We start from the raw sequence: 23,473 nt of genomic DNA on the forward strand, positions 1-23,473 counted from the left end.
GGATAGAGTTAAAAAGACCCTTCTACACAGTTTGAAACGTGAGAGGTGAAAGGTTATGAGCGTTGAAGACGTCGGAGTTAAACCATCGGACGAGTACGATGATTACATCATGTATCTCAAAAGGAGGATTAGACAGCTTGAACTCCAGGTGAGAACCCTGGAGGCCGATAAAGAGAGGCTGGAGAGGGAGCTTTCCCGCCTCAGGATGGAGATGTCTAGACTGAGGCAACCCCCTGCCTTCGCGGGCACGCTCCTCGAACTGCTTGACGAGGACAGGGCAATAGTCCAGAACTACAACGGACCGCGCTTCGTTGTAAGAATAGCCCCCTGGATAGAGCGGGAAAATCTGAGACCAGGGGCAAGGGTTGCCCTTGACCAGAGAACGATGGCCGTCGTGGAGGTCCTCCCCAGCGAGAAGGATCCGAGCGTTCTCGGCTTCGAGGTCATCGAGAGGCCTGAGGTTAGCTACAAGGACGTCGGAGGTCTGGACAAACAGCTTCAGGAGCTGAGAGAGGCGGTAGAGCTCCCACTCAGGCACCCGGAGCTCTTCGAGAAGGTCGGAATCGAACCGCCAAAGGGTGTTCTCCTCTATGGTCCTCCGGGCTGTGGAAAGACCCTCATGGCAAAGGCCCTCGCCCACGAGGTCAACGCCACCTTCATAAAGGTCGTCGGCAGCGAGCTGGTGAGGAAGTTCATCGGCGAGGGCGCCCGCTTGGTTCACGAGCTGTTCGAACTCGCCAAGGAGAAGGCCCCGACGATAATATTCATAGACGAGATAGACGCCATCGGAGCGAAGAGGATGGACGAAACCACCGGCGGCGAGAGGGAAGTGAACAGAACCCTAATGCAACTTCTCGCCGAGATGGACGGCTTTGACCCGCGTGGAAACGTTAAGGTTATCGCTGCAACCAACAGGCCGGACATACTCGACCCCGCCCTGCTGAGACCCGGTAGGTTCGACAGGCTCATAGAGGTCCCGCTCCCGGACTTCAAGGGAAGGCTGGAGATACTCAAGGTGCACACGAGGAAGATGAACCTCAGGGACGTTGACCTGCGCATCATAGCGGAGATGACCGAAGGAGCGAGCGGTGCCGATTTGAAGGCCATAGCGACCGAGGCGGGAATGTTCGCCATAAGGGCGAGGCGCGAATATGTCACCCAGGATGACTTCCTCAAGGCAATAGAGAAGGTTTTCGGGGCGGAACAGAGGCTGGCCCAGCAGATAGCCATGCACGAGGTCATGTACGGCTGATTTCCTTTCTTTCCAGCTTTTCTTCCACCCGGATTATTCCCCACGCCAGCAGGTACATGACGGGTATCGAGAGAAAGGCCCTTGCGTAGCCGAAACCGTCGATGAGGAGCCCTGTCAGGTACGGACCCACCGTTGCACCGAAGAATCCAACCATGTTGACGAAGCCCATGACGGAGCCGAGATTTTCTCCGGTTGCTTTTTCCGAGGTGTACGCTGTGACTACGGCGCCCACTGAGTAAAACGTTAACCCGAGGGGGATTATCACCCAGGGGGAAGCCGTGAGGGCCAGGAGAAGGGTCAGGAGGGCGTTGAGCCCGAAGACCACGGCGATGCTTTCCCTTCCTATTCTGTCGTACAGCCGGCCGCCGAATAGAGAGCCGGCTATCCCTATAACGGAAAGGAGGGAGAACAGCAGGGATGCCGTCTCAAAAGAAACGCCGGAGCTCACGAGGAAAGAAACCAGAAACGTGAGGAGACCAAAGAAAGCCGCTAGAACTATGAAGTTCGCGGCGCTGAGAAGGAAAACGTTCTTCGGGATTGAGAACCTAACCCCGGAGGGCCTGGAGACCTCCCCCCTGACGGCGAAGGCTAGGGCAACGCCAATTACGAGGCTCATGGCCGAGAGCACAAGAAAGGCGTATCTCCACTCAAGATTCATCGCCACCGGGACGGCTATCAGAGGAGCCAACCCGCTCCCCACTGGAGGGCCCACCATGAAGACGCCCAGTGCGGAGCCCTTCCTCTCCCTGTAAACATCGCTTATAAGCGCGGTGGCCGGGGCGTAGTACAGACCGGAGAAGATGCCGTACAGCGCCCGGACCGCGAGAAGCTCCCGGTAATGACGTGCGAAAATTATGAGGGCCGATGAGAGGGAGTAGCCGATTATGCTCAGGACGAGGAGCCTCTTCCTGCCAAAGCGGTCCCCGATATAACCAGCGGGAACCTGTATTAAGGCGTAGGGAAGCAATAGAGCTGTCATCAGAAGTCCCGCCTCGGCGTTGCTTATGCCAAGCTCAGCCCTTATCATCGGAATAAGGGGCGGGATGGCCATCCTGTGGGCGTAGTTGAAGACCCAGCCGAGGCTTACCAGGGCAAGGAGCTTCTTCCTCATGCTCTTCGATAAGCAGTTTAACGTTTAAAAGCATGTTGGACAGGAACGGCCAACTACCTTTATAAATCCCTGCCGGAAACCGACCTCAGGGAAGGGAGATGGTGAGCAAGCTGCTGGCACTTGAGGCCTACCCCAACCTACGTGACCTGGACTTCAGGATACTCAGAGGGGTAGAGCTGAACATGCGTCACCACAGGTGGGTCCCGCTGGAGGACATAGCCAGGTTCGCGAGGGTTGACGTGGAAACCGCATCCTTCAGGCTGGGCAAGCTCGATGACATGTCCCTGGTCAGACGGAGGAGCGATATAGGCTACATCGGTTACCAGCTCACGATACACGGTTACGATGTTCTGGCGATAAGGGCCCTGGCCAGGAAGGGAGTGGTTGAGGCCATAAGCACCGCCCAGATAGGCGTTGGAAAGGACGCCGACGTTTATGTTGGGGTGACACCCTCTGGCGAGAAGGTGGCAGTTAAGTTCAACCGCATCGGTGGAAGAACCGCATCGAGAAAAGCGGCCTATCACGGGCACGTATTCCAGGACAAGAGACACACGAGCTGGCTCTACGTATCGAGGCTCATAGCGAAGAAGGAGTACGAGGCGCTGACCCTGCTCAGCCCGATAGCCAGGGTTCCGAGGCCGATAGCGTGGAACCGGCACGTGGTCGTTATGGAGTTCATAGACGGAACCGAACTGGCGGAGCTGAAGGATACCGACCTGACGAAGGGGGAGGCCGGTGAGATACTCGACCGCGTTCTGGAGGAGTACCTCAAAATAGTCCGCTTTGGCATAGTTCATTCCGACATGAGCGAGTTCAACGTCGTTCTGACCAGCGACGGAGGGGTTCTGATAATTGACTGGGCCCAGTACGTTACAACGGCCCGTCCCGAAAGCTACGAGCTTCTCAAAAGGGACCTCACGGTTCTCCTCAACGCGTTCAGGAGAAGGTGGCGCGTGGAGAGAAGATTTGAAGATATCTGGCCGGCATTTGAAGAGGCCTGGCTTGAGAGCAGGGGTGAGGGATGATGGTGATAAAATACGAACCGCTGAACAGACGTGAGAGGATTATGAGGCTCTTCCGGGAGGCCCTAGAGGCGGAGAACGCCAGAGACCTTGAAACCGCCAAGTGGAAACTTGACGAGATAATGGAGCTCGCGAGGGAGGAAGAGCCGGAGTTCTACTTCGAGGCCTGCTTCAGACTCGCGGAGATTTTCCTCCAGGAGGACAACTACCGCGGAGCGGTCAAGTGTGCCTTAAGGGGCATACACAGGGCCCCGAACGAGGATCTGTACCGGCTCGGGGTGAAGAGGCTCGGAGACGTTCTGTTCATAATGAAGGAAGAGAAAAGGCTCGGCGACATCGCCGAAGGAATGGACGTTACGCTGGGCCTGGTGAAGGACGATGAGGAGCTCCACCGCTTCGTTCAAGCCCTCGTGAGGATAGCGAGGGGAGAAAAGGTCGAGGAGCGGTTTTCGCTGGAAGAGTTCAACGAGATAATCGGGCTCCTCAAAGGATAGAGTCCAGAACGCGCCTCACGTAGTCCCTGCCAGGACTTTCTGGGAAGTTGTAGGGCTCTTTCTTTGGTCTTTCGTTGTAATATGGCCTGTTGCAGCCGGGACAGCCGTGGGTGGCGAACGCTTCCGGAGGAACGAGTTCGGCGAGTTCGTACCTCCCGAGTCCAAATCCCACCAGGGAGCCATTCCCGTCAAACTCGAAATCTCCCGGTTCTGCAAGCCCTTCTTTTATCAGGTAATGGGCCAACTGAATTCTCCTGTACCTCTCAACGCTCGGAGGCTTCGAGTTCTCAAGGCGGGTTCCCCTTATGGGGGTGAAGGCAAAGAGGGAAACCCAGGCCCCCATTGAGTACGCCCTCCAGATGGTCTCGACTGCCTCCCTGTCGGTCTCGCCGAGGCCTATTATAAGGTGCACGAGAGCTCTCCCCTCACCAAACACCCCGATGACGTCTTCCGTGAAACGCCACATCTCGCCCCACGAGTAGAGGGAGTCCTTTATCTCCGGGTAGAGCCTTTCGCTGGCCACATCCAGGCCGACGCCAATGTAGTCAACGCCCCTCGATTTGAACTCCTCAAGTACATCCCTGCCCACAGGGGTTATCGAAACCGAGACCGGAAGGCCCAGCGGCTGGAAAAGGTCGAGGAGCTCGACAACATCGGAAACCAGACCTGGATAGTCAACAGTCTGGAGGCATATCCTCGCAAAGCGGCCCGAGGGCAGGGCCTCAACGACCTCCTCCACCTCGAAAGCTGGCCAGGTTATTCGGGAGAGCTTCTTCAGGTCCGCCCTGCTCTCCCTCGCCTGGGGACAGAAGGCGCAGTTGTTTCGACAGCGACCCTCATGGTAGGTCATGAGGTACGCGGTGGTTGGTCTGGCAAGCATTCTGGCCCTTATCAGTCCCATAGCTATCGCCGTTCCGTAGGAGACCCTGACGAGCATCTCTACCCCCCACCAGGCTCACTTCCAGAGCTTAAAAACCTTGGGAGCTGAACCGAGAGCAGGGCCAGGAAGGCTATCCAGGGGAGAAGCGGAAAGACGGCGCCGTAGCCCGAAGCTTTGGCCACGTAACCGAGGAGAACCGGACCGATGAGGAAACCGAGGTCGAAGAACATCGTGTATATGCCCGAGCCAAAGGAGCGTATCCTCTCGGGGAGGTAGGCCAGGGCCATCATCTGGAGCGACGGAACGGCCAGACCGAAGCCGGCTCCGATTATCGCGGCGCTGACGTAGGCCCCTGGAGGGAAGAGGCGAGCGTTGAGAATAACGTAGGCCGCTATGATTAGGGAAAGACCCAAAGAGGCTACTTTGACGGGGCCCCTGAGGTCGGCCTGCCTTCCCCCTATGACCCTTGTAAAGAGGGAGGAGGCGCCCATTATGCTGGCGTAAGTCCCGAAGGCGGCCGTTCCAAGGCCCGAGACCTTGTAGATGGCAGGCAAAAACGTGTTGAGGCCGCTGTAGGCGAGGCTCATGAAGAGCAGGCCAAGGGATGCGAAGACGAAGAAGGGGCTGAGGAGCTGCCGGTAGCTGGCCCTCTCCTCGCTCTTCCTCCGCCTGGGCAGGTGCTTGCCCACGTGACGGTAGGCGTTGAGGACGAGAAGCGTGGAGACTAGCGAAAGAAAGGCCGCGACTGAAAAGGCTACGGTGAAGCCCGAGAAGTCGGTTATGTAGCCCCCCAAAGCGGGACCGATGAGATTGCCGAGCGAGAACATCGTGCCCCTCCAGCCAAGGGTCTCGCCAACGCGGCCCTTAGGCGCGAGGTCTATGGCCGTGGAGAGGTTCGGCGGAAAAAATATGCCCATCGCGAAACCGTGAAGCCCCCTGCCGAGGGCGAAGAGCCAGAGCTGGGATGTGTAGTAGGAGAGCACGTAGAGAACCCCGGCAACGATGCCTAGAACCGTCCCGGCCACCATCAGGTGGAACCTCAGCCCCCTGTCGCCGAGGAAGCCGCCGAGGGGCTTCGTCACGAGGGCCACGACCGCGGAGACCGCGGCGACTATTCCAACCAGAAACGGGTCGGCGCCGAGGGATATCGCGAAGGGCGATATGAGAGGACCGACTAGGGCTATTCCGAGAAAGAAGAAGAACGTCGCGAAGTGCAGGTACCAGATGTCCCTGGTAGCGCCCACTAAACACCAGCCTCCGGTTCCTCCATGCCGTCCCTCATGAAGGCGTAGCTCATGTGCTTGGTGTTCTTTGCGAAGCCGACGTTGCCCCTGGAGTCAACCATTATGATGCCCATGGTATCGGGGCCAAAGTACTTGGTCGCGAGGCTTATCGCGGCTTCGCTCGCGCTCTGGGCGTCCATGCCTAATCTGACGAAGTCGGTGGCACTTTTGGCTAACGCCAGCTTTATCGCGACCTCGCCGAGGCCAGTGCAGGAAGCCCCGGCAACCTCGTTGGCGTAGGTGCCGCCGCCGATTATCGGCGTGTCACCAACCCTTCCGAACATCTTGAGGAAAACTCCCCCGGTTGAGGTTCCAGCGACTACCTCCTCGCCGTCGAAAGCTACCGCTCCGACCGTGCTCCTGAGGACTTCGGGGTACTCCTTGATGAGCTCGTTCAGCTTCTTCCAGTGCTTCGTTTCGCCCCTCTCGATGAGCTTCTTCCTCAGCTCCTCCCACTGCTTCAGCCTCTCGTCGGTAACCGGGTCGTACTCCTTGAAGCCGAGAAGCCTTGCGAACTTCACGGCACCATCCCCGATGAGGAGCACGTGGTCGGTCTTCTCCATCACCTTCCTCGCGACGCTTATCGGGTTCCGGACCCCCCAGATTCCGGCAACGGCTCCTGCATCGAGGGTTTTTCCGCGCATTATAGCGGCATCCATCTCCACCTTGCCGTCGAGGGTCAGAACAGAGCCGGTTCCAGCGTTGAAGAGTGGGTTATCTTCAAGGGCCTTCACCGCTTCCTCGACCGCGTCCAGGGCGGAACCGCGCCTGAGTTCACGCCATCCTGCCAGAACCGCCTCCCGGACACCCTCGATAACCTTCGGGATGCGCTCCTCCTTTCTTATGGTGCCGGCACCGCCGTGAACTATTATCGCGACCATGAGAACCACCGTAATAAAAAGCCCTCGAACGGTTAAAAGGGTTGTGGAAACGAAAAGACAGGAACCTCAGCTCAGCGCCATGTTGATTATCGTCTCGCCGATGTTCTCAAGGTACTCGAGAATCCTGCGGTAGCTCTCAAGCGCGATTGACTGGCGGTAGTCGATGGAACGTATCTCCTCCTTCAGCTCGAGCATGAGCCTGTCTATCTTGCCCAGGTCCCTCTCCTCTATCTGTGCCATCATCCCTTCGAACTTCTCCTTCAGGTAGGTCACGTTTATCTCGCTGGGGTTCTCGGCTATGCGCGTTATGTGATCCCCTATGCGCTCGATGTTCCTGACTATGAAGAGTATGCCGAGCAGGTCAAAGGTTCTCCTGATTATGCCGCTCTCCTCTGTAACACCGCGCTTGCTGAGCAGTCTGTTCACCGCCCGGATTATGAGAAAGTAGAACCTGTCCAGCTCGTTCTCAAGGTCGTTTATGTCGCGTAGAATCTCGGCGTCACCGGGGTTCTGAATGAGGAGCTCAAGGTCACCGAGCATAGAGATTATTAGGGAGCGTATCCTGTTGAGGAGCTCCGCGAGATTAACCTCTTCCTCGTCGAGCAGGCTCTTGGCGACCATGCGCTGGGGCTCATCGAGTATTATCTCGACCCCCGGAAGGCTCTGGAGAACCTTCCTTATCTTGACCTTGTATATGGGCATCTCCTCGACGAGGTGAATCTCAAGGACGTCGTAGCCCTGGATGTAGGCAGAGATAACGAGCCTGACCGCCATATCGGGCGAGTACTCCTTCGAGATGTCCAGAATCTTCTTCTCGCTTACCTCCCTTGGCTCCTTGGGGAAGATTGTTATGCTGCCGTCCGGGTTTATGAGGAGCGGAACGACGTCGCCCTGGGCAAGCCCGTGCTCCCTGACCCACTTCTTGGGGAGTGAGATTATGTATGAACTCCTGCCGGTAAATTGTATCTTCCGGAACTCCATAGATATCACCGTCAATATATAGAAGGCGCGGGAGGTATAAAAGGCTTCGATTCGATAGGCTTATAAACGCTATGAGGGACGTTTCACCATGCTCTCAGGCTACGGCAGGGACGCGAAGATACTCATAGCGGCGAACGCAGCGGGTCAGCTCTTCCTCCAGTTCTCCATATTCATTATGCCGTTCTATCTGGCCGTTCTCGGCTACGACATGGCACAGATGGGGACGTTCTTCTCGATACAGACGTTTACCGGCGGGCTGTTCTTCCTGATAGCGGGTCAGGTTTCACTTAGGCTTGGCTACAGAAAAACCCTCATCATCTCCGCCCTCCTTGGGCTGGCCGGGAGACTCCTCCAGGTGGCGGCGGTAAACGACTACGTCCTCGCCCTTGGGTTTTTCCTTGTCGGCGCCAACATTGGTATGAGACAGCCAAACTTTACCGCCCTCCTCAGTGAGGAGGTCGGAGAGGGGCAGAGGCACCACGCCTTCTCGATAAGCTTTGGCCTAGGAACAATATTCAACGCCCTCGGAGTCCTGATAGCGGGCTTTGCACCCGACTTCTTCACCGAACTGGGGGTGAGTGAGGGGACCGCCTACCGGCTGGTCGTCTCGCTTGCGCTCCTCCAGTTCGCCCTCGTGATCCCGGCGCTGCTCATGATAAGCGACGTCCCGGTCAGGAACCCGAAGATAAACTGGAGCCGCGAGCTGGTCGTGAAGATGCTCAAGTTTTCCCTGCCGAGTGCTCTGATAGGCTTCGGTGCCGGAATAACGATACCCTACATGAGCCTCTACTTCAAGCTCCAGTTCGGACAGACGCTCGCGGCTATAAGCGGAGTATTCTTCCTCCAGCAGCTGGCGATGGGCCTGGGCTCCTTCGGCCTTCCGAGGCTGGTTCACAGGATAGGGCCGGTGAGGGTCATAACGTCCTTCCAGAGCATGGCGGCCTTTCTCTTCGCTATATTCCCCTCGATAGAGACCTTCTTGCTGGCGGCGGCCCTCTACATAATCCGCTCGATCCTCATGAACATCGTGTGGCCCATAAACGACTCCTTCATGATGGGATTCTTCTCAACGGAGGAGAAGGCGACCGCGGCGGGAATCAGAAGAGCCTTCTCCACCTTTATGCGCGGCGGCGGGAACTACGTCGGCGGTCTGCTCTTCGGAATGTCCCTGAGTTATCCCTTCTACGCAACGGCGACGCTCTACGTGATAGCGACGGCGATATTCTACGCCTTCTTTATAAAGCACAACAAGTGAAAAGAAAAGCTCAGCCCTTCGCGAGTTCGATTCCCCGCTCCAGGGCCCTGAAGTTGACCTCCCAGAGCTTTTCCCTCAGGGTGAGCCTTATACCCTCGTAGAGGGACTCCTTCCTGAGCGGTAGGAGGCCATTTCCATAGGCGTATCCGAGCATTAAAACTCCAAGCGTTCTGGGGTTTATCCTATCCGCCTCGCGCTGGAAGTTCATCATGTGAACCGGGCAAATTTTTGCTACCGCTTCCTCGATTTCATTGAGTTCCGGATAGCGCTCCTTGCCGACGAGGGTCGTTGCGGTGTGTATGGGGTATGCGTTGATGACGGCCACGCTGCTTTTACCCAGAAAGCGGGCGTTCCTTAGTGCCTCGGCCGGCTCGAGGGCCAGCATGAGGTTGGCCTTGCCCTCCTCGATGAGGGGCGAGTAGACCTCCTCTCCAAAGCGCAGGTAGCTCAGAACGCTCCCGTAGCGCTGGCTCATTCCAAGGGTCTCTCCTATGCGGACGTTGTAGCCCTCGTGCATCGCCGCGTTCCCGACTATGCGCGAGAGCGTTAAACCGCCCTGACCGCCGACTCCGGTGATTATGAGGTTGAACTCCATGGGCACCACCGAAATGCATTGGAGGGAGCGGATAAAAACCTGTTGTCAAGAACATTCGACTGGCTGGATTAAAGCCCGAAAATACCACAGGAAAATGGCGAAAAGATTTGTAAGAACTCAAATCAGCCTTCTAAGCGAAGGCGCTTAACAACGAACTCCTTATCGAGCGAGGCAAGGAACGGGGCCAGTCTCGGACCGCGATCCTTTCCAATGAAGAGGTTGTAGAGTGCTCTGAACCACTCCTTGCTGGGTATCCCACGCTTCTTGGCGGCATCGTAAAGCGCGTTGTTGAGTTCATCAACGGTGAACTTCTCGCGGCCCTCGAGCCACTCCGCGACCTCGAGCATGGCCTCCCCGACCTCGGGCTTCAGCTCGATCTCAGGTGGCCTCTTCAGGATGCTGAACTTCACGTTGTCGGGAGCGTACTTCTCAACCCAGTTTCTGGCGAGCCTTATGCGGAGCCTTATGCGCTCAACGTCCTCACTGCTCAGCTCCCCAGGAACGTGCCCCTGCTCCTGGAGGACGCGAATTATTCCGTTTTCGTCCAGATGCGGCATCTGGACGAGTGTAACGAGGAACCTGAAGGGAGCCTGTGCTATCAGCCTCTCCGGAACCCTCGGCATCGAAAGCTCGTAGGTTCTCTTCAGCTCGGCCTCCTCCTCGGGATTCTTGGCCCGTTCAATGCCAAAGTAGATGCGCTCCACCCTGTCAAACTCGTCGTAGAGGTTGAGCAGGCCGAGGCCAAGGTCTATCTTGAGCTCCTTGTTGGGCCTCGCCTTGGCGTAGATGAAGCGGATTATTCCTGGCTCAAGAACCTCGTAGAGGTCGCTGAGGAGTATCACATTACCCTTCGAGCCACTCATCTTGCCCTTCTGCCCCTTGATTCCAACGAACTCGTACATCAAAGTGAGGGGTGCCCTCCAGCCAAAGACCTTCTCGGATATCTCCTTTCCCGTGTCGTATGAGCTTCCAGCGGCTAGGTGGTCCTTTCCAGCGGGCTCGAAGTCCACCTTGAAGTGTGCCCAGCGCATCGGCCAGTCAACTCTCCACCTTAGCTTGACGTTGCCCTCCCTTATGTCGGTCTCGCCCTCGCTCCCGCAGTGGGGACAGCGGTAAGAAACTTTCCACTCGCCGTCCCAGGCTACGAACTCAGCCTCCCTCCTGCAACTCGGGCAGTAAACCATAACCGGCTGCCAGTCTTCCTCCAGAGGGGGTTGCTTCGCTCTCTCGCGGTACTTGTCGAGTATGGCCTTTATCTCGCCGCGCTTGGTAAGAGCCGTCCTTATCTCCTCGGCGTATTCCCCTGACTTGTACAACTCGTAGGCATGGAGGAAGTCCACCTCAATTCCAAGTTTCTCCACCTCACTCTCAAAGAGCTCCATGAAGTGCTCGGCGTAGCTATCGTGACAGCCCCATGGGTCCGGGACTTCCCTGACCGGCTTCGTGAGGTGCTCCTTCCACTCCGCTGGAACGTTCTTCGGCACCTTTCTAAAGCGGTCGTAGTCGTCCCACATGTGGATGTGCCTGACCTTCTTCCCCCTGTCCCTCAAAGCGTGGCCCACTATGTAGGCCGTGAAGAACTCGCGGAAGTTGCCTATGTGAACGTAACCGCTCGGCGTTATCCCGCTCTCGACGACGTACTCCTCCTTATCACCACGTTCACGAATTATCTTTTCAGCCATGTAATCCGCCCAGTGAACCATTCTCACCACCGGGCTTAGCTCTGCGGAGGGGCTTTTAAGCTTAAGCTTGCGTCAAAACAACTTGAAGAGGGAAAATTTTATAAGTTACGATAGTAAAACTACTTCCCGAAGTAACAAGAGGTATTCCCATGGAACTGGAACCGTTGAGGATTCAGGTCTTCTTCCCGGCCTCACTGGAGATCCAGGAGGAACTGCTCAAGGCCGGCTTTAAGGTACCATACGACAGGGAGAGCGGGAAGAAAACACCCATCCCAGTGGTCGTCAGCTCGCGGGGGGAACGGCGGGTTCGCAGGGGCCGCCTTCTAAAGGCGAGGGACTTTGAAGACGATGGCAAGTTTAGCGTGGTTCCGGGCGAGAGGTCTTCCCTGGAGCTTGAGCTCACGGAAAGGGGTTTTCTGGTGCTCAGGCCCAGGCCCAAGGAATATCACCTTGAGGAGCTCGGCTTCGTCTCGGTTCCTCCCCGTGTTTGGGGGACATGGGCGAGCTTTTCGCTGCCGTTCTCTGCATACGAACGGCTCTTGGACTTCCTCACTGAATTCCGGAACGGCGAAGGAAACGGATTTTACACTGCCTCCCGAGGCTCGGGAGGAAGGATAGAGGTCTACGCCTACAAGGGGAGGAGGGGAAAAGACCTCGGAATCCCGGTTTTCGGATACTCCCTTGGGCTTCACGGGCTGACGCTTGCGGAGGAGTATTTCATGGAGAAAGCGGAGGAAAACGGCGTCCCTGAGGAACGGCTCGGCTACCTGAAGCTCGGCCTGAAGAAGAGGAGGGAGACAAGGGCGGGACTGAAAGTCGGTATCGTTTGAGAGAACGGAAGGCCGGTCGAGATAACTCTCAAGCTCTCGACAACGGAGCCAAGGGTCAAAATTCAGGGACTTTATGGCGAGCTTGTTGGAAAATCCAGGGGAGAGCTGACAAGAACGGATGACTGGTACATTGTAGTCCATGCGAGTGATTTCATCACGGTGCTGGAGACCGCTGGAGGGGCTTTCGGGGGCAACTCATATTAACCCCAACCCCCTCTCATTTTTTGGTGGAAAGCATGCTCCCTGGCTGGGTCATCTATGCGGCCATCGCAGCGGCGTTCATACTGCTCGCGATAGGTCTTACAAAAAAGCTCGGGCCGGAATGGGCGTGGGTGAACAGGAAGATAATCCACTTCAGCATCGTTCCTGCTGTTCTGATGTTCTACTACGGCCTGATTCCAGAGGAAGTCTTCAGTGCGGCGGCGTTCATCTTCGGAGTCTTTCAGCTCTGGCCACATCTGAAGAGAAGGGAGTTCTCGTGGTACCAGATAGAGCACAACTACGGCGAGGTGTTCTTCGCGTTTTCGGCCTCGGCTATACCCCTGATCCTGCCGAGAAGCTATGCGACGGCCCTTTTGCTTGCCATGGCAATAAGCGACGGCGTCACCGGGATAATCAGGCACTTCTACTTCAAACGTCACGGCTTCAACGTGAAACTGAGGAAGCACTGGACGGGAAGTCTCGGCTATCTCGTAACGGCGGTCATTATAGCGTTCATCTTCCTCGACGCGAGTGCAATGGGAAAAATAGGCTGGGCTGCCCTTCTGATGCTCGCGGAATACCAGCCCTGGCTCGATGATAACCTGGCCGTTCCGCTGGTCGGGAGCGTTCTGTTCCTCCTCTACTGAGCCCATCTTACCTTGAGGCTGTCCTTCTTCACCTTCTTGAACTCCTCCACGAGGGCCTTTCCGGTCCTCTCCATGAACCCCTCAACGTCCATTATACCGAGCTCCTTCAGGCCGATGGCATCTACACCCTTAGGAATTCCCCTAGCTTCAACGTTTATCCCGATGTGGATTTTTACGCTGACCGGGGAAACAGTGGCTATCGAAATGCTGAGCTTTTTTCCGTTGACGTAGATGTCGTCGCCCTTTCTGGTGGTTTTCACGCCGTATTCAGCCAGAACCTCGCAGAGCCTTGCTATGAAGAGCTTCTGAAGGGTTGAGGCGAAGAGAGTGTTCACCAAATCGAAGACCTCGATTATGTAGTGCACCATGTCGTCGCTCCTGATTTCCTTGCTCTGGCGGAGATCCTCGATGTCAATCATTTCCTCGACCTTGACATTGCACTTCCCCCGGAAGACGACGAGTGAGTTGCCAAGTATTCCAAAGTTCCTGTAAGCCCAGTGGCTTCCTATAGCAGAACCGTCATAGTCGATGCGTTTCTCTTTAACGATCATCAGCTCCATGTTACCACCCCATCCTTTCAAGGAGTTCCCTCAGCTCCTCAAAGCTTTTTGCATCGACCCACATGTGGATGAACTTGAGATTCGGGAGGGCCTTTCGCACGTCTTCGACGTGAAGGGTTCTGTCATCCACATAGATAACCCCATCCACGTCATAGCCGGTTGATTGGAGTTCCCCTATTGTCGTCCTAATCATGTCAGCCTTGTTCGGGTGGTTCTCTATCTTCGGGAACAGGAAGTAGTCCCAGAGACTAAAGCCTTCAAGGATTGGTCTGACACGCTCTTCAATGTTCCAGCTCGCTATGCTCAGAATGAACCTGCCACTCGCCCACTCGAGGAACTCTCTCACGCCGGGAAAGAGACGGAGTTTTTGCCCGTTGGAATCAACCAGATAATCGCCGTGGAACTCGTAGAGTGGGCTGAGTCGGGAGGCGTCGGGGTGATCCCAGAGTGTGCCGTCCAGGTCGAGAACCAAAAGCTTCATCAAACCACCAAAAAAGCTCCGCTGACGGAGTTTTAACGGTTGTGGAAAAGCATCTTTACCGAGGTTTAACATTGCGATAAAACAAACCAGCAGAAACGAGATTTAGGGCCAGGACCGTGCACAGGCCGATTGACCTATCAAATGCCCAGCCCCCCTTTCAGAGGCAGAAACCTCGGGCTGTTGGGAGCGGCAGACTGAACGGGTCGGTTTCCCTTCCCGCTTACATCCCCGCCCCATCAAACGGGTCTTCTTCCCGAGCCCTCGTCCCAGGCAAAGGACCGGTCGCCCGACCCCCTGCGCCTGGGAGTGGCCGCCTATTTTCGGGGACCGCTTCGGCCTTAGATGCTTTCAGGCCTTATCGGACGCGGCGTAGCTGCCCGGCTGTGCCCTGTAGGACAACCGGTAGACCAGAGGCCGCGGCTCCCTGTTCCTCTCGTACTGGGGGAGCCTTCCCCTCAGGCGGCCAACACCTCCGGTAGATAGCATCCGACCTGTCTCACGACGGTCTAAACCCAGCTCACGTTCCCCTTTAATGGGTGAACACCCCCACCCTTGGCCCCTGCTGCAGGGCCAGGATGGGAAGAGCCGACAGCGAGGTAGCAAGCCTCGGGGTCGATATGGGCTCTCGCCCGAGACGACTCTGTTATCCCCAGGGTAGCTTTTCTGTCATCCCTGGCCCCCACCGGGGAGGCACAGGGGTTCGCTAGGCCACGCTTTCGCGGCTGGACCCGCCTCTGTTACGGGTCCAGTCAGGCCGGCTTTTGCCCTTGCACTCTACGGCGGATTCCTGACCCGCCTGAGCCGACCTTAGGGCACCCTCGATACCTTTTCGAGGGTGTGCCGCCCCAGCCAAACTGCCCACCTACCGCTGTCCCCCCATCGGGGGTTAGCCGTACGGCAGAGGGTGGGCGGTGTCTCATGGACGGCTCCACCCGCCCCGGAGGGCGGGCTTCGACGCCTCCCGCCTACGCTGCGCACCCCCCGCCGTACGGCAACGGCAGGCTGCAGTAAAGCTCCATGGGGTCTTCGCTTCCCACCGGAGGTCCCAGGCATATGCGCCTGGCAGTGGTTTCGCCGGGCCCCAGCCGGGGACAGTGGGGACCTCGTTACGCCATTCATGCAGGTCGGCATTTAACCGACAAGGAATTTCGCTACCTTAAGAGGGTTATAGTTACCCCCGCCGTTTACCGGTGCTTCACCCGGTTGGACCCGGGCTTCACATACCGGCACTGGGCAGGCGTCGGCCCCAGTACAAACCCTTTCGGGCTAGCTGGGACCTGTGTTTTTACTAAACAGTCGGGCCCCCCTAGTCACTGCGACCTGCGGGTTACGCACCCGCAGGCACCCCTTCTCCCGAAGTTACGGGGCCAATTTGCCGAGTTCCCTCGGCTGGGTTTCCCCCGACACGCCTTAGGCTTCTCACCCAGGGGCACCGGTGTCGGTTCTCGGTACGGTCGCGGTGGATCGTTCCCAGAGGGCTTTTCACGGGCCCCAGGGATCGGCGGAACCCCCCTTACGGGAGGCCATTCGCGCTTTCATCCGGTTCTCGCCATTACGGCACTCCCCGGACTTATACGCTTAGCCGGCCTTGTGGACCGGTCCGCCTACCCCGAGGCGTCACCCTCTGGGCTTGCGTTGCCGCACCTACCACCGCGGTACGGGAATATAAACCCGTTTCCCTTTCGCGGGCGCCGAGTTACGGACCCGCTTAGGACCGACTAACCCACGGCTGACGAACATTGCCGTGGAACCCTGGCCCCTACGGCGGCCGGGATTCTCACCCGGCTATGCTGCTACTCCCGGCAGGATCCACAATACCGACGGGTCCACCGGACCTTACGGCCCGGCTTCCACCCCACCGGCACGCCCGCCTACCCGATCACGGACCAATCGGTCCGTGCGCCGGGGTCTCGGCAGCCGGCTTAAGCCCCGTCCATTTTCGGGGCCCCTGACCTCGACGGGTGAGCTGTTACGCACTCTTTAAAGGATGGCTGCTTCTAAGCCTACCTCCCCGCTGTCTAAGGCCAGGGACACCCTTTGGAGTAACACTTAGCCGGCATTTAGGGGCCTTAACCCCGGTCTGGGTTGTTCCCCTCTCGGTTGACGGCTTACACCGTCACCCTACTCCGGCCATCTACGGCGGCAGTGGGTTCGGAGTTTGACAGGGAGCCGGGGGATTTCTCCCCCTAAACCCCCAATCAGTGCTCTACCCCACCACCTACCTCCGGCCGGGCTATCCTGAGGGATAATTCGGCGGGAACCAGCTATCGCCGGCCTCGATTGGCCTTTCACCCCTAGCCCGAGGTCACGGGAGCGAATTGCACGTCAGCATCCCTAGCGGGCCTCCATCCCTCTGTTGAGGGACTTCACCCTGCCCCGGGCTAGATCGACCGGCTTCGGGTCTCACCCGAGCGACTCCGGGCGCTTTCACACCCCGTCCCTCGCCCTTACGGGCTGCGGACCTGTCGGTTTCCCTGTGGCTTCGGGGTTGAACCCCTTAACCTCGCCGCTCGGGTGAACTCCCTGCCCCGTGATCCAAGACGGACGGTGCAACCCCGGTCGCCTCCCCTCGTACTCCACGGTCGCCCGTGTTTCCTTCGGGGAGGGTCAACCCTTTCGGGCCGCACCCACCTATCGCCGCCTGGTTTCAGGCTCTTTTCACCCCCTGCCAGGGGTGCTTTTCAGCTTTCCCTCACGGTACTAGTTCGCTATCGGTCTCGGGACGTATTTAGGGTTGGGAGCCGATGCCTCCCAGCTTCCCGCCGGATATCCGACCGACGGTACTCAGGAACCCTGCAGGAGCCTGAGGGCTTACGCCTACGGGGCTTTCACCCTCTACGGCGCCGCGTTCCAGCGGACTTCGGCTTCACCCTCGAGGCTCCGATGCAGGGCCCTACTACACCACATCCCCTCCGGGTTTCCCCGAAGGGTTCAGTTTGCCCTGTGCCGCTTTCGGTCGCCCCTACTAACGGCATCGCTTTTGCTTTCTTTTCCTGCGGGTACTAAGATGTTTCAATTCCCCGCGTTCCCCCTCCCGACTGGGAGTGCGGCAAGAGCCGCAGGAGGTCCCATTCGGGAATCCCCGGTTCGACGGCTGCCTGCGCCTCGCCGGGGCTTATCGCAGCTTGCCACGCCCTTCGTCGGCGCCCCGAGCCGAGCCATCCACCAGGCGGCTTAGGTTTTCTGCCCCCTACTCAGGGGGCTGGGCATTTTTTGGGTCAATCGGCCTGTGCACGGTCCTCATCGTGACCCCTGTTCGGGGCCTAGGACCCTTCCACCCCGAGCCGTGCTCGGGATGTGCACCTCTTCGTGGTGGACCGGCCGGGATTCGAACCCGGGGCCTTCGGCTTGCAAAGCCGACGCTCTCCCAGGCTGAGCTACCGGCCCACGGATGGCAGGCCCGACATCCCTTAGACCCCCCGGACGGATTTTCCGGCGATAGGAGGTGATCGAGCCGTAGGTTCCCCTACGGCTACCTTGTTACGACTTCTCCCCCCTCACGGAGCCCAGACTCGACCCGACCTCCCCGAAGGGAGATCAGGCCTCATCCAGACCCCGCTCGGGTGGAGTGACGGGCGGTGTGTGCAAGGAGCAGGGACGTATTCGCCGCGCGATGATGACACGCGGGTACTAGGGATTCCAGCTTCACGCGGGCGAGTTGCAGCCCGCGATCCGAACTGGGGGCGGGTTTAGGGGATTCCCTTCCCCTTTCGGGGTCGGATCCCATTGTCCCGCCCATTGTAGCGCGCGTGTAGCCCGGGGGTTTCGGGGCATACTGACCTACCGTCGCCCGCTCCTTCCTCCGGCTTATCGCCGGCGGTCCCCCCAGAGTGCCTCCTCCCCAGCGGGGAGGACTGGCAACTGGGGGCGCGGGTCTCGCTCGTTACCACACTTAAGTGGACGCCTCACGGTACGAGCTGACGGCGGCCATGCACCTCCTCTCGGCGTGTCCGGCAAGACCTTCAGCCTGGCCTTCATCCTGCCGTCGCCCCCGGTGAGGTTCCCGGCGTTGAATCCAATTAAACCGCACGCTCCACCCCTTGTAGTGCTCCCCCGCCAATTCCTTTAAGTTTCAGCCTTGCGGCCGTACTCCCCAGGCGGCGGGCTTAACGGCTTCCCTTCGGCACCGGGCGAGCTCGAAGCTCGCCCGACACCTAGCCCGCATCCTTTACAGCCAGGACTACCCGGGTATCTAATCCGGTTCGCTCCCCTGGCCTTCGTCCCTCACCGTCGGACCCGTTCCAGCCGGGCGCCTTCGCCACTGGCGGTCCCCCTGGGATTATAGGATTTCACCCCTACCCCAGGGGTACCCCCGGCCTCTCCCGGTCCCAAGGCCCGCAGTATCCCCAGCAAGCCCCACGGTTGAGCCGTGGGATTTCGCCAGGGACTTACGGGCCCGGCTACGGACGCTTTAGGCCCAATAATAGCGGCCACCACTCGGGCCGCCGGTATTACCGCGGCGGCTGCCACCGGCCTTGCCCAGCCCTTATTCCCGGAGCTTTTTACACTCCGGAAAAGCCGTGGCGATGCCACGGCACTGGGGGTCCCCCCGTCGCGGTTGCCCGCATTGCGGAGGTTTCGCGCCTGCTGCGCCCCGTAGGGCCTGGACCCGTGTCTCAGTGTCCATCTCCGGGCTCCCACTCTCATGGCCCGTACCGATCTTCGGCTTGGTGGGCCGTTACCCCACCAACTACCTAATCGGCCGCCGGCCCATCCTCGGGCGGGCAGAGCCCCTTTCGGCCTGAGGACCTTCCAGTACCTCAGGCCTATGGGGGATTAGCCCCAGTTTCCCGGGGTTATCCCCCTCCCGAGGGTAGGTTACCGACGTGTTACTGAGCCGTCCGCCGGTGCGCGCAAGGCGCCCCATGACTCGCATGGCTTAGTCGGACCCCCATAGCAGTGGCCTCCGGCAGGATCAACCGGAATTGAGCAAGGAGTACGGCCGGTGGGACTTCCCTCAAGGGGAAGTACCAAATATCCGTCCGGGGTTTAGTCGGGATGTCGGGCCTGCCTTACCCCCGAGGGGTCCGCCTTTCGGCGTTTCCTCGGGAGCGCACCTTTTTGTGACCCGGGCTGGAGGGCGGGGTTCATGAGTGGGTGCTTTGCACCCTGTCCCCCCGACGCCGCCGTCTTGGCGCCCGGGTTTGTCGCGCCCTGTTCGGGCGCTCCACCCAATAGGGGTGAACCCCCACAGTGAAAAATTTTTGCAAAACCTCTCTCCGGCAATATTTTTGAAAAAGAAACTGTCAAAAAGCTCCGATAAAATGCACAATTTTAGACATAAAAACGGCAAAAGATTTTTGCACGATCAGAGGAGGAAAAACATGAGAAGCAGAAACCCCGAGATCACCGAAACCGCGGTCCCCATGGCGAGTGCATCATCGTGACTCAGGCCAAGGCCTCCACCAACGACCCACCCAACGTAACCGCCAAGACCCACAATGGGGAGGGAGAGTATGAAGGGCAGCCAACGTCCCCTCACCGGTATCAACCTACCCACCAGGAGAACAAAATCCAGCGCGGCAATGAGCGTCATGAGGATGAATCCCCAGGTGTACAGCACAACCCTCCCTTTCATCCTCCACACCACCCACGAACCCCGGGCATGGTCATGCAGAAAACAAGAACGGAGAAAAGGCCAACCAAGAGGGCCAGCTTTCTGGAGGCGCCTTCATCCAGTCCGCTGGCGATGAGGAGACGTTTCGTTAGCGGAAGGAGAATCAGGAGCGAAAAGACGATTGAAATTCCGGAACCGAAAGAAGGGTTCGTGCCGGCGAGTCCAAGCACCAGAAAATAGGCCAGCAGGATAAATCCAGCCCCAAAAAACGTCAGAAAGGTCAAGAGAGCGGCGAGGGAAGACACCTGAACCATAGTACCTCCTCACAGCTTCAGTATATCGGGCACTATGCTGATCTTTGACACCGGAGTGGGAATGGTGTTCGTCACGGCCAGCTCATCCACGGCTTTGGTCACCCTCTCTATCGCCCCTTCCGCGAAAACCCCGTGAGTGGCCGCGACGAAGACCTTCTCCGCGCCCATCTCCCTGAGCAGGTTCGCGGCCTTTATCATTGTCCCGCCGGTGCTTATGATGTCGTCCACGATGAGCACGTTCTTGCCACTGACATCAACGTCCACCGGCTTCATCTGAACCTCGGTTGGAGAGATTCTCGTCTTCTGGAAGTGGCTGTACTCAAGGCCAAGTTTTTCAGCAACGGCCCTGGCCCTCATCAGCGCTCCCTTGTCAGGAGCCAGAACGAGGCCATCCCCCAGCTTTTCTCTGAAGTAATCGGCAATTGCCCTTGCCGGGGAGAGGTTGACCGCCTTTCCCGGGAAGAACCTCAGTGTCTCGGGGTTGTGGAGGTCAAAGACGTAGAGTTCGTCGTAGTAAACGGCGAGGGTTCTCATCACCGCCCTCACACTCACGGGCTCGCCGTCCTTCGTGACCCTGTCCTGCCTGCTGTAGGCAAAGTACGGAACGACCGCCCTGAGCCTCTGAACCCCGCTCTCACGCAGAGCATCGGCGAGGAGAATGAGCTCAACTATGTGTTCATCCTGGGGTGCGAAGGTTGAGCTCACGACGGTGACGTCCCGCGAGGAGCCGAGGACACGGACGTACTTCTCCCCGTCGGGGAATCTCTTGATCTCAACGTCGAGGACCTCACCGCCGAGGGCCTTTATCTCGTCCTCAAGATGCCTGCCACCGCTTCCAATCACGAACATGAGCATCACCCCTTTGCCGTTGAAATGTTCAAGTCACGGCTTATAAACCCACCGTCATACCAGAAGGACGGCAATTATGCCGGCGAGGAATATGCCGTCGAAGGTTCCCGCGCCGCCGATGCTCACCATCGGCGCACCCAGGTTCTTAATCTTATTCCAGTTCATCAGGTCGGCCCCTATGAGGACCCCCATCGTTCCGCTGACATAGGCCACGAGGTTAGGATTCCCGTCGCCGAGGAGCCAGCCAAGGATTATGGCTATCAGCGGGGGGAGGAATACTGGCATCGCTATGCCAAGGCCCCTTACTGGTCGGGCAAAGGCGTGGCTAAAGAGGGCCGCTACAAGGGTCGCAAGCAGGGTATTGAAGAGCAGCCCGAACTGTCCGAAGTAGATGAGCCTGAAGACCTCGTACAGGACGATGCTCAGGGGAACCAGCGCCCCGCCGACGTTTATCGCTATTATCACCCTCCTCTCCGCCCAGTCGAAGTAGGGGACAGGGTAGGAGATTCCGAAGAAGCGGACCTCACCCAGGGCGAGGACTGGCTCGTAGGAGACCTCCTCGGCTATGGGAATGTTGATGAAGCTTCCAAGGAGGGCGAAGAGAAAGAGAGCGTAAGCGACCTCCGGCGGCATTCCGAGCTTCTCAAAGGCGGCCATGACCACGCTCGAAAAGACTATGAAAACTGCCAGGAAGATGAAGAATATAAGAAGCAGCACGGGGAGCGAAACTGGCGGGATTATGAAGCGTCTCTTATTCATCCCCCACCACCACGTTGGCCCAGACCTGGGCGCCCCTTGCAACGCGAACCTTCCTCGGTCCCTCGAACTTCTTCGCGTTGCGGAAGACCCAGGCGTAGAGGGGTTTTCCCCCCGAGTACTCCCTCAGGAAATCAGCGTCAACGAGGTGCTTGTCTCCATGCCGGGCCAGTTCCTCTGGGGTGAACGGACCGAGGACGTCAACGAGTTCGGCGCTGCCAACGGCCTTGCCCCCGCTGAGAATGAGAACCTCACCCCTAACCTTAGTTCGAGATTTCCGAATCTCCCAGGTCTTTTTCCCCTCCACGATGAGGGTCGCGAACGGTTCGCGAACTATCAGACCCTTCTTGGAGTTTGAATTCCCGGCACACATCAGTATGGTGACGAAAGCGAAGTATATAAAATCTACGCCGGGCTTTCGGAAGCTACCGGGCCGGTTTCCAAAGAGAACCGTCAATGAAAAACTTTAAGTCCACCTCACCGAACCCACGAGAGGAGGTATCACCGATGAAGATTATCTGGTACGGACACGCGTGCTTTTGGGTCGAGACGAAGGGTGTGAGACTGCTCATCGACCCGTATCCCGATGTTGACGACGACAAAATCGGGGAAGTGGACTACATACTGATAACCCACGAGCACGTTGACCACTACGGCAAGGTTGAACTGCTCTCAAGGCTCCGCGATGCCACCGTCATAGGACCGAAGCCGGTCTACATGATGGCCATCAGCGACGGAATAACGAAGGTAAGGGAGATTGAGGAGGGCCAGACGATAGAACTCGAAAACGGCGTCAAGGTCACGGCCGTCTACATGGAGCATCCATCGAGCCAGTATCCCGTAGGCTACATCGTAAAGGGAGACAAGACCCTCTTCCACACCGGCGATACCTATTCAACGCCAACCCTCCAGAAACTCAGGGGCAAGATAGACGTGCTCCTGGTGCCCATCAGCGGCCGTTCGACGGCAAACGAGCGGGAGGCGGCACAGATAATCGAGGACATAAGGCCCCGGATAGTCATCCCCATGCACTACGGTATCTACGGCACGGGAAGCGTTGAAAAGCTCCAGGACGAGCTGAAGAGGAAGCGCATATGGGTGATGGTTAAGCCCATGGAACTCTACGAGGAGCTCACCATCTAGCGGTGGGGTCGATGCTCACCACTGGGGTAAAATCACTCGACGAGCTTCTCGGAGGGGGAGTTGCGGAGGGGGTTCTGACTCAGATTTACGGAAGCTTCGCCACGGGGAAGACAACGCTCGCGATCCAGGTGGGCCTTCTCAGCCGGGGAAAGGTGGCATACGTTGATACCGAGGGGGGCTTTTCTCCCGAGAGGCTGAGTCAAATGGCCGATGCGAGGGGTCTGGATGCCGGGGAGGCACTCCAGAGGTTCATCCTTTTCACCCCCTCCGACTTCAAGGAGCAGAGGCGCACCATTGGGGGCCTGAAGAAGGTAGTTGATGACTCTTTTTCCCTTGTGGTGGTGGACTCTATAACCGCGCATTACAGGGCAGAGGAGCAGAGGAGAAATCTCACGGGCGAGCTCGCGAAGCAACTCCAGGTTCTCCTGTGGATAGCACGAAAAAAGCGCATTCCCGTGATAGTCATCAACCAGGTTCACTTCGACAGCAGGGCCGAGAGGATGAAACCCGTCGCCGAGCACACCCTCAACTACAGGACGAAGGATATCCTGCGCCTCGACAAGCTCAACACGCCCGGACTGAGAGTGGCAATCCTGGAAAGGCACAGGTTCAGACCGGAGGGCGGAATGGTCTACTTCAGGATAACCGAGAAGGGGATTGAAGAGGTGCTGGGCGACGGAGAGAAAAGCGAGTAAAGAG

The 23,473-nt window shown here is 58.1% G+C and carries 22 protein-coding genes, 1 tRNA gene and 2 rRNA genes; 8 read left to right on the forward strand and 17 right to left on the reverse strand.

Annotated features, from left to right (window positions below; genetic code table 11):
- Window positions 1-55: 55 nt before the first annotated feature.
- The gene (locus tag E3E37_RS05580; protein ID WP_167715656.1) at window positions 56-1,252 is read left to right on the forward strand and encodes a proteasome-activating nucleotidase; all 1,197 of its coding nucleotides are present in this window, start codon (window positions 56-58) and stop codon (window positions 1,250-1,252) included.
- Here E3E37_RS05580 and E3E37_RS05585 read toward each other — a convergent pair.
- Window positions 1,239-2,363, reverse strand: a complete 1,125-nt coding sequence (locus E3E37_RS05585) for an MFS transporter (protein WP_167715658.1) — start codon at window positions 2,361-2,363, stop codon at window positions 1,239-1,241. The two genes, E3E37_RS05580 and E3E37_RS05585, sit on opposite strands and share 14 nt — an antisense overlap.
- 98 nt (window positions 2,364-2,461) lie before the next feature.
- Here E3E37_RS05585 and E3E37_RS05590 point away from each other — a divergent pair, with 98 nt between their 5' ends.
- Together E3E37_RS05590 and E3E37_RS05595 are read left to right on the forward strand one after the other, a co-directional pair.
- Entirely contained in the window at window positions 2,462-3,388 is a 927-nt protein-coding gene (locus E3E37_RS05590; RefSeq protein WP_088865250.1) for a serine/threonine-protein kinase RIO2, read from the forward strand.
- Complete coding sequence (locus E3E37_RS05595; protein ID WP_167715660.1) at window positions 3,388-3,879, forward strand: hypothetical protein; 492 nt, start codon at window positions 3,388-3,390, stop codon at window positions 3,877-3,879. Before E3E37_RS05590 ends, E3E37_RS05595 begins: the two co-directional genes overlap by 1 nt.
- On the opposite strand, the gene E3E37_RS05600 is transcribed toward E3E37_RS05595, so the two are convergent.
- From E3E37_RS05600 to E3E37_RS05615, 4 genes are all read right to left on the reverse strand, one after another.
- Window positions 3,869-4,816, reverse strand: coding sequence for a radical SAM protein (locus tag E3E37_RS05600; protein WP_167715662.1), 948 nt, complete (start codon window positions 4,814-4,816; stop codon window positions 3,869-3,871). The two genes, E3E37_RS05595 and E3E37_RS05600, sit on opposite strands and share 11 nt — an antisense overlap.
- Before the next feature lie 2 nt (window positions 4,817-4,818).
- Window positions 4,819-6,003, reverse strand: coding sequence for an MFS transporter (locus E3E37_RS05605; protein WP_167715664.1), 1,185 nt, complete (start codon window positions 6,001-6,003; stop codon window positions 4,819-4,821).
- On the reverse strand, window positions 6,003-6,923 hold the full coding sequence (locus E3E37_RS05610; protein WP_167716306.1) for an isoaspartyl peptidase/L-asparaginase family protein: 921 nt from the start codon (window positions 6,921-6,923) through the stop codon (window positions 6,003-6,005). The genes E3E37_RS05605 and E3E37_RS05610 overlap by 1 nt, the downstream gene beginning before the upstream one ends.
- Before the next feature lie 66 nt (window positions 6,924-6,989).
- Window positions 6,990-7,904 (reverse strand): phosphate uptake regulator PhoU, encoded by a 915-nt coding sequence (locus E3E37_RS05615; RefSeq protein WP_088865255.1) that lies wholly within the window; start codon window positions 7,902-7,904, stop codon window positions 6,990-6,992.
- 88 nt (window positions 7,905-7,992) lie between these two features.
- On the opposite strand from E3E37_RS05615, the gene E3E37_RS05620 reads away from it, so the two are divergent.
- On the forward strand, window positions 7,993-9,159 hold the full coding sequence (locus E3E37_RS05620; protein WP_167715666.1) for an MFS transporter: 1,167 nt from the start codon (window positions 7,993-7,995) through the stop codon (window positions 9,157-9,159).
- Window positions 9,160-9,169: 10 nt separating this feature from the next.
- Here the strand turns inward: E3E37_RS05620 and E3E37_RS05625 are convergent, their stop codons facing one another.
- Window positions 9,170-9,754 (reverse strand): indolepyruvate oxidoreductase subunit beta, encoded by a 585-nt coding sequence (locus tag E3E37_RS05625; protein WP_167716308.1) that lies wholly within the window; start codon window positions 9,752-9,754, stop codon window positions 9,170-9,172.
- A 122-nt stretch (window positions 9,755-9,876) separates the two neighbouring features.
- Window positions 9,877-11,457 carry a lysine--tRNA ligase gene (gene lysS / locus E3E37_RS05630; RefSeq protein ID WP_167716310.1) on the reverse strand — a complete coding sequence of 527 codons (1,581 nt, stop codon included), beginning with the start codon at window positions 11,455-11,457 and terminating at the stop codon, window positions 9,877-9,879.
- 128 nt (window positions 11,458-11,585) lie between these two features.
- Between lysS and E3E37_RS05635 the strand changes: the two genes are divergently transcribed.
- Both E3E37_RS05635 and E3E37_RS05640 read left to right on the forward strand, forming a co-directional pair.
- On the forward strand, window positions 11,586-12,266 hold the full coding sequence (locus tag E3E37_RS05635) for a PhoI (RefSeq protein ID WP_371731690.1): 681 nt from the start codon (window positions 11,586-11,588) through the stop codon (window positions 12,264-12,266).
- A 236-nt stretch (window positions 12,267-12,502) separates the two neighbouring features.
- Window positions 12,503-13,114 (forward strand): hypothetical protein, encoded by a 612-nt coding sequence (locus tag E3E37_RS05640; protein WP_167715668.1) that lies wholly within the window; start codon window positions 12,503-12,505, stop codon window positions 13,112-13,114.
- On the opposite strand, the gene E3E37_RS05645 is transcribed toward E3E37_RS05640, so the two are convergent.
- The 10 genes from E3E37_RS05645 to E3E37_RS05690 form a co-directional block, all read right to left on the reverse strand.
- The gene (locus E3E37_RS05645) at window positions 13,108-13,674 is read right to left on the reverse strand and encodes a DUF366 family protein (protein WP_167715670.1); all 567 of its coding nucleotides are present in this window, start codon (window positions 13,672-13,674) and stop codon (window positions 13,108-13,110) included. The genes E3E37_RS05640 and E3E37_RS05645 overlap by 7 nt on opposite strands.
- Before the next feature lies 1 nt (window position 13,675).
- Window positions 13,676-14,155, reverse strand: a complete 480-nt coding sequence (locus tag E3E37_RS05650; protein WP_167715672.1) for a magnesium-dependent phosphatase-1 — start codon at window positions 14,153-14,155, stop codon at window positions 13,676-13,678.
- 160 nt (window positions 14,156-14,315) lie between these two features.
- Window positions 14,316-17,345, reverse strand: a 23S ribosomal RNA gene (locus E3E37_RS05655).
- Between the two features lie 120 nt (window positions 17,346-17,465).
- Window positions 17,466-17,542 (reverse strand) — tRNA-Ala (locus E3E37_RS05660).
- Between the two features lie 53 nt (window positions 17,543-17,595).
- A 16S ribosomal RNA gene (locus E3E37_RS05665) occupies window positions 17,596-19,081 on the reverse strand.
- The 16S and 23S rRNA genes sit together here with 1 tRNA gene alongside, the layout of an rRNA operon.
- A 382-nt stretch (window positions 19,082-19,463) precedes the next feature.
- A complete protein-coding gene (locus E3E37_RS05670) occupies window positions 19,464-19,733 on the reverse strand; it encodes a hypothetical protein (protein ID WP_167715674.1) in 270 nt (89 codons plus the stop codon).
- On the reverse strand, window positions 19,730-20,026 hold the full coding sequence (locus tag E3E37_RS05675) for a hypothetical protein (RefSeq protein WP_167715676.1): 297 nt from the start codon (window positions 20,024-20,026) through the stop codon (window positions 19,730-19,732). The genes E3E37_RS05670 and E3E37_RS05675 overlap by 4 nt, the downstream gene beginning before the upstream one ends.
- 9 nt (window positions 20,027-20,035) lie before the next feature.
- Entirely contained in the window at window positions 20,036-20,875 is an 840-nt protein-coding gene (locus E3E37_RS05680; protein ID WP_167716312.1) for a ribose-phosphate diphosphokinase, read from the reverse strand.
- Window positions 20,876-20,929: 54 nt separating this feature from the next.
- Window positions 20,930-21,634 carry a DUF1614 domain-containing protein gene (locus E3E37_RS05685; protein ID WP_167715678.1) on the reverse strand — a complete coding sequence of 235 codons (705 nt, stop codon included), beginning with the start codon at window positions 21,632-21,634 and terminating at the stop codon, window positions 20,930-20,932.
- Window positions 21,627-22,004: an ASCH domain-containing protein gene (locus E3E37_RS05690; RefSeq protein ID WP_167715680.1), complete on the reverse strand. Its 378-nt coding sequence runs from the start codon at window positions 22,002-22,004 to the stop codon at window positions 21,627-21,629. The genes E3E37_RS05685 and E3E37_RS05690 overlap by 8 nt, the downstream gene beginning before the upstream one ends.
- Before the next feature lie 134 nt (window positions 22,005-22,138).
- On the opposite strand from E3E37_RS05690, the gene E3E37_RS05695 reads away from it, so the two are divergent.
- A complete protein-coding gene (locus E3E37_RS05695; protein ID WP_167715681.1) occupies window positions 22,139-22,774 on the forward strand; it encodes an MBL fold metallo-hydrolase in 636 nt (211 codons plus the stop codon).
- Window positions 22,775-22,785: 11 nt separating this feature from the next.
- The gene (radB, locus tag E3E37_RS05700) at window positions 22,786-23,469 is read left to right on the forward strand and encodes a DNA repair and recombination protein RadB (RefSeq protein ID WP_167715683.1); all 684 of its coding nucleotides are present in this window, start codon (window positions 22,786-22,788) and stop codon (window positions 23,467-23,469) included.
- The last annotated feature ends 4 nt before the right edge of the window (window positions 23,470-23,473 follow it).

This window comes from Thermococcus sp. ES12 (genome assembly GCF_012027515.1).
Lineage (GTDB): Archaea > Methanobacteriota_B > Thermococci > Thermococcales > Thermococcaceae > Thermococcus > Thermococcus barossii.

What these genes read in the sequence shown, in the direction of transcription:
- E3E37_RS05595 (WP_167715660.1), top strand. Translation starts at nt 3,388, where the DNA reads ATGGTGATAAAATACGAACCGCTGAACAGACGTGAGAGGATTATGAGG.
- E3E37_RS05695 (WP_167715681.1), top strand. Translation starts at nt 22,139, where the DNA reads ATGAAGATTATCTGGTACGGACACGCGTGCTTTTGGGTCGAGACGAAG.
- E3E37_RS05625 (WP_167716308.1), bottom strand. Translation starts at nt 9,754, where the DNA reads ATGGAGTTCAACCTCATAATCACCGGAGTCGGCGGTCAGGGCGGTTTA.
- E3E37_RS05680 (WP_167716312.1), bottom strand. Translation starts at nt 20,875, where the DNA reads ATGTTCGTGATTGGAAGCGGTGGCAGGCATCTTGAGGACGAGATAAAG.
- E3E37_RS05580 (WP_167715656.1), top strand. Translation starts at nt 56, where the DNA reads ATGAGCGTTGAAGACGTCGGAGTTAAACCATCGGACGAGTACGATGAT.
- E3E37_RS05615 (WP_088865255.1), bottom strand. Translation starts at nt 7,904, where the DNA reads ATGGAGTTCCGGAAGATACAATTTACCGGCAGGAGTTCATACATAATC.
- E3E37_RS05585 (WP_167715658.1), bottom strand. Translation starts at nt 2,363, where the DNA reads ATGAGGAAGAAGCTCCTTGCCCTGGTAAGCCTCGGCTGGGTCTTCAAC.
- E3E37_RS05670 (WP_167715674.1), bottom strand. Translation starts at nt 19,733, where the DNA reads ATGAAAGGGAGGGTTGTGCTGTACACCTGGGGATTCATCCTCATGACG.
- E3E37_RS05645 (WP_167715670.1), bottom strand. Translation starts at nt 13,674, where the DNA reads ATGGAGCTGATGATCGTTAAAGAGAAACGCATCGACTATGACGGTTCT.
- E3E37_RS05620 (WP_167715666.1), top strand. Translation starts at nt 7,993, where the DNA reads ATGCTCTCAGGCTACGGCAGGGACGCGAAGATACTCATAGCGGCGAAC.
- E3E37_RS05590 (WP_088865250.1), top strand. Translation starts at nt 2,462, where the DNA reads ATGGTGAGCAAGCTGCTGGCACTTGAGGCCTACCCCAACCTACGTGAC.
- E3E37_RS05600 (WP_167715662.1), bottom strand. Translation starts at nt 4,816, where the DNA reads ATGCTCGTCAGGGTCTCCTACGGAACGGCGATAGCTATGGGACTGATA.
- E3E37_RS05685 (WP_167715678.1), bottom strand. Translation starts at nt 21,634, where the DNA reads ATGAATAAGAGACGCTTCATAATCCCGCCAGTTTCGCTCCCCGTGCTG.
- E3E37_RS05640 (WP_167715668.1), top strand. Translation starts at nt 12,503, where the DNA reads ATGCTCCCTGGCTGGGTCATCTATGCGGCCATCGCAGCGGCGTTCATA.
- E3E37_RS05690 (WP_167715680.1), bottom strand. Translation starts at nt 22,004, where the DNA reads ATGTGTGCCGGGAATTCAAACTCCAAGAAGGGTCTGATAGTTCGCGAA.
- E3E37_RS05610 (WP_167716306.1), bottom strand. Translation starts at nt 6,923, where the DNA reads ATGGTCGCGATAATAGTTCACGGCGGTGCCGGCACCATAAGAAAGGAG.
- radB (WP_167715683.1), top strand. Translation starts at nt 22,786, where the DNA reads ATGCTCACCACTGGGGTAAAATCACTCGACGAGCTTCTCGGAGGGGGA.
- E3E37_RS05675 (WP_167715676.1), bottom strand. Translation starts at nt 20,026, where the DNA reads ATGGTTCAGGTGTCTTCCCTCGCCGCTCTCTTGACCTTTCTGACGTTT.
- lysS (WP_167716310.1), bottom strand. Translation starts at nt 11,457, where the DNA reads ATGGTTCACTGGGCGGATTACATGGCTGAAAAGATAATTCGTGAACGT.
- E3E37_RS05650 (WP_167715672.1), bottom strand. Translation starts at nt 14,155, where the DNA reads ATGAAGCTTTTGGTTCTCGACCTGGACGGCACACTCTGGGATCACCCC.
- E3E37_RS05635 (WP_371731690.1), top strand. Translation starts at nt 11,586, where the DNA reads ATGGAACTGGAACCGTTGAGGATTCAGGTCTTCTTCCCGGCCTCACTG.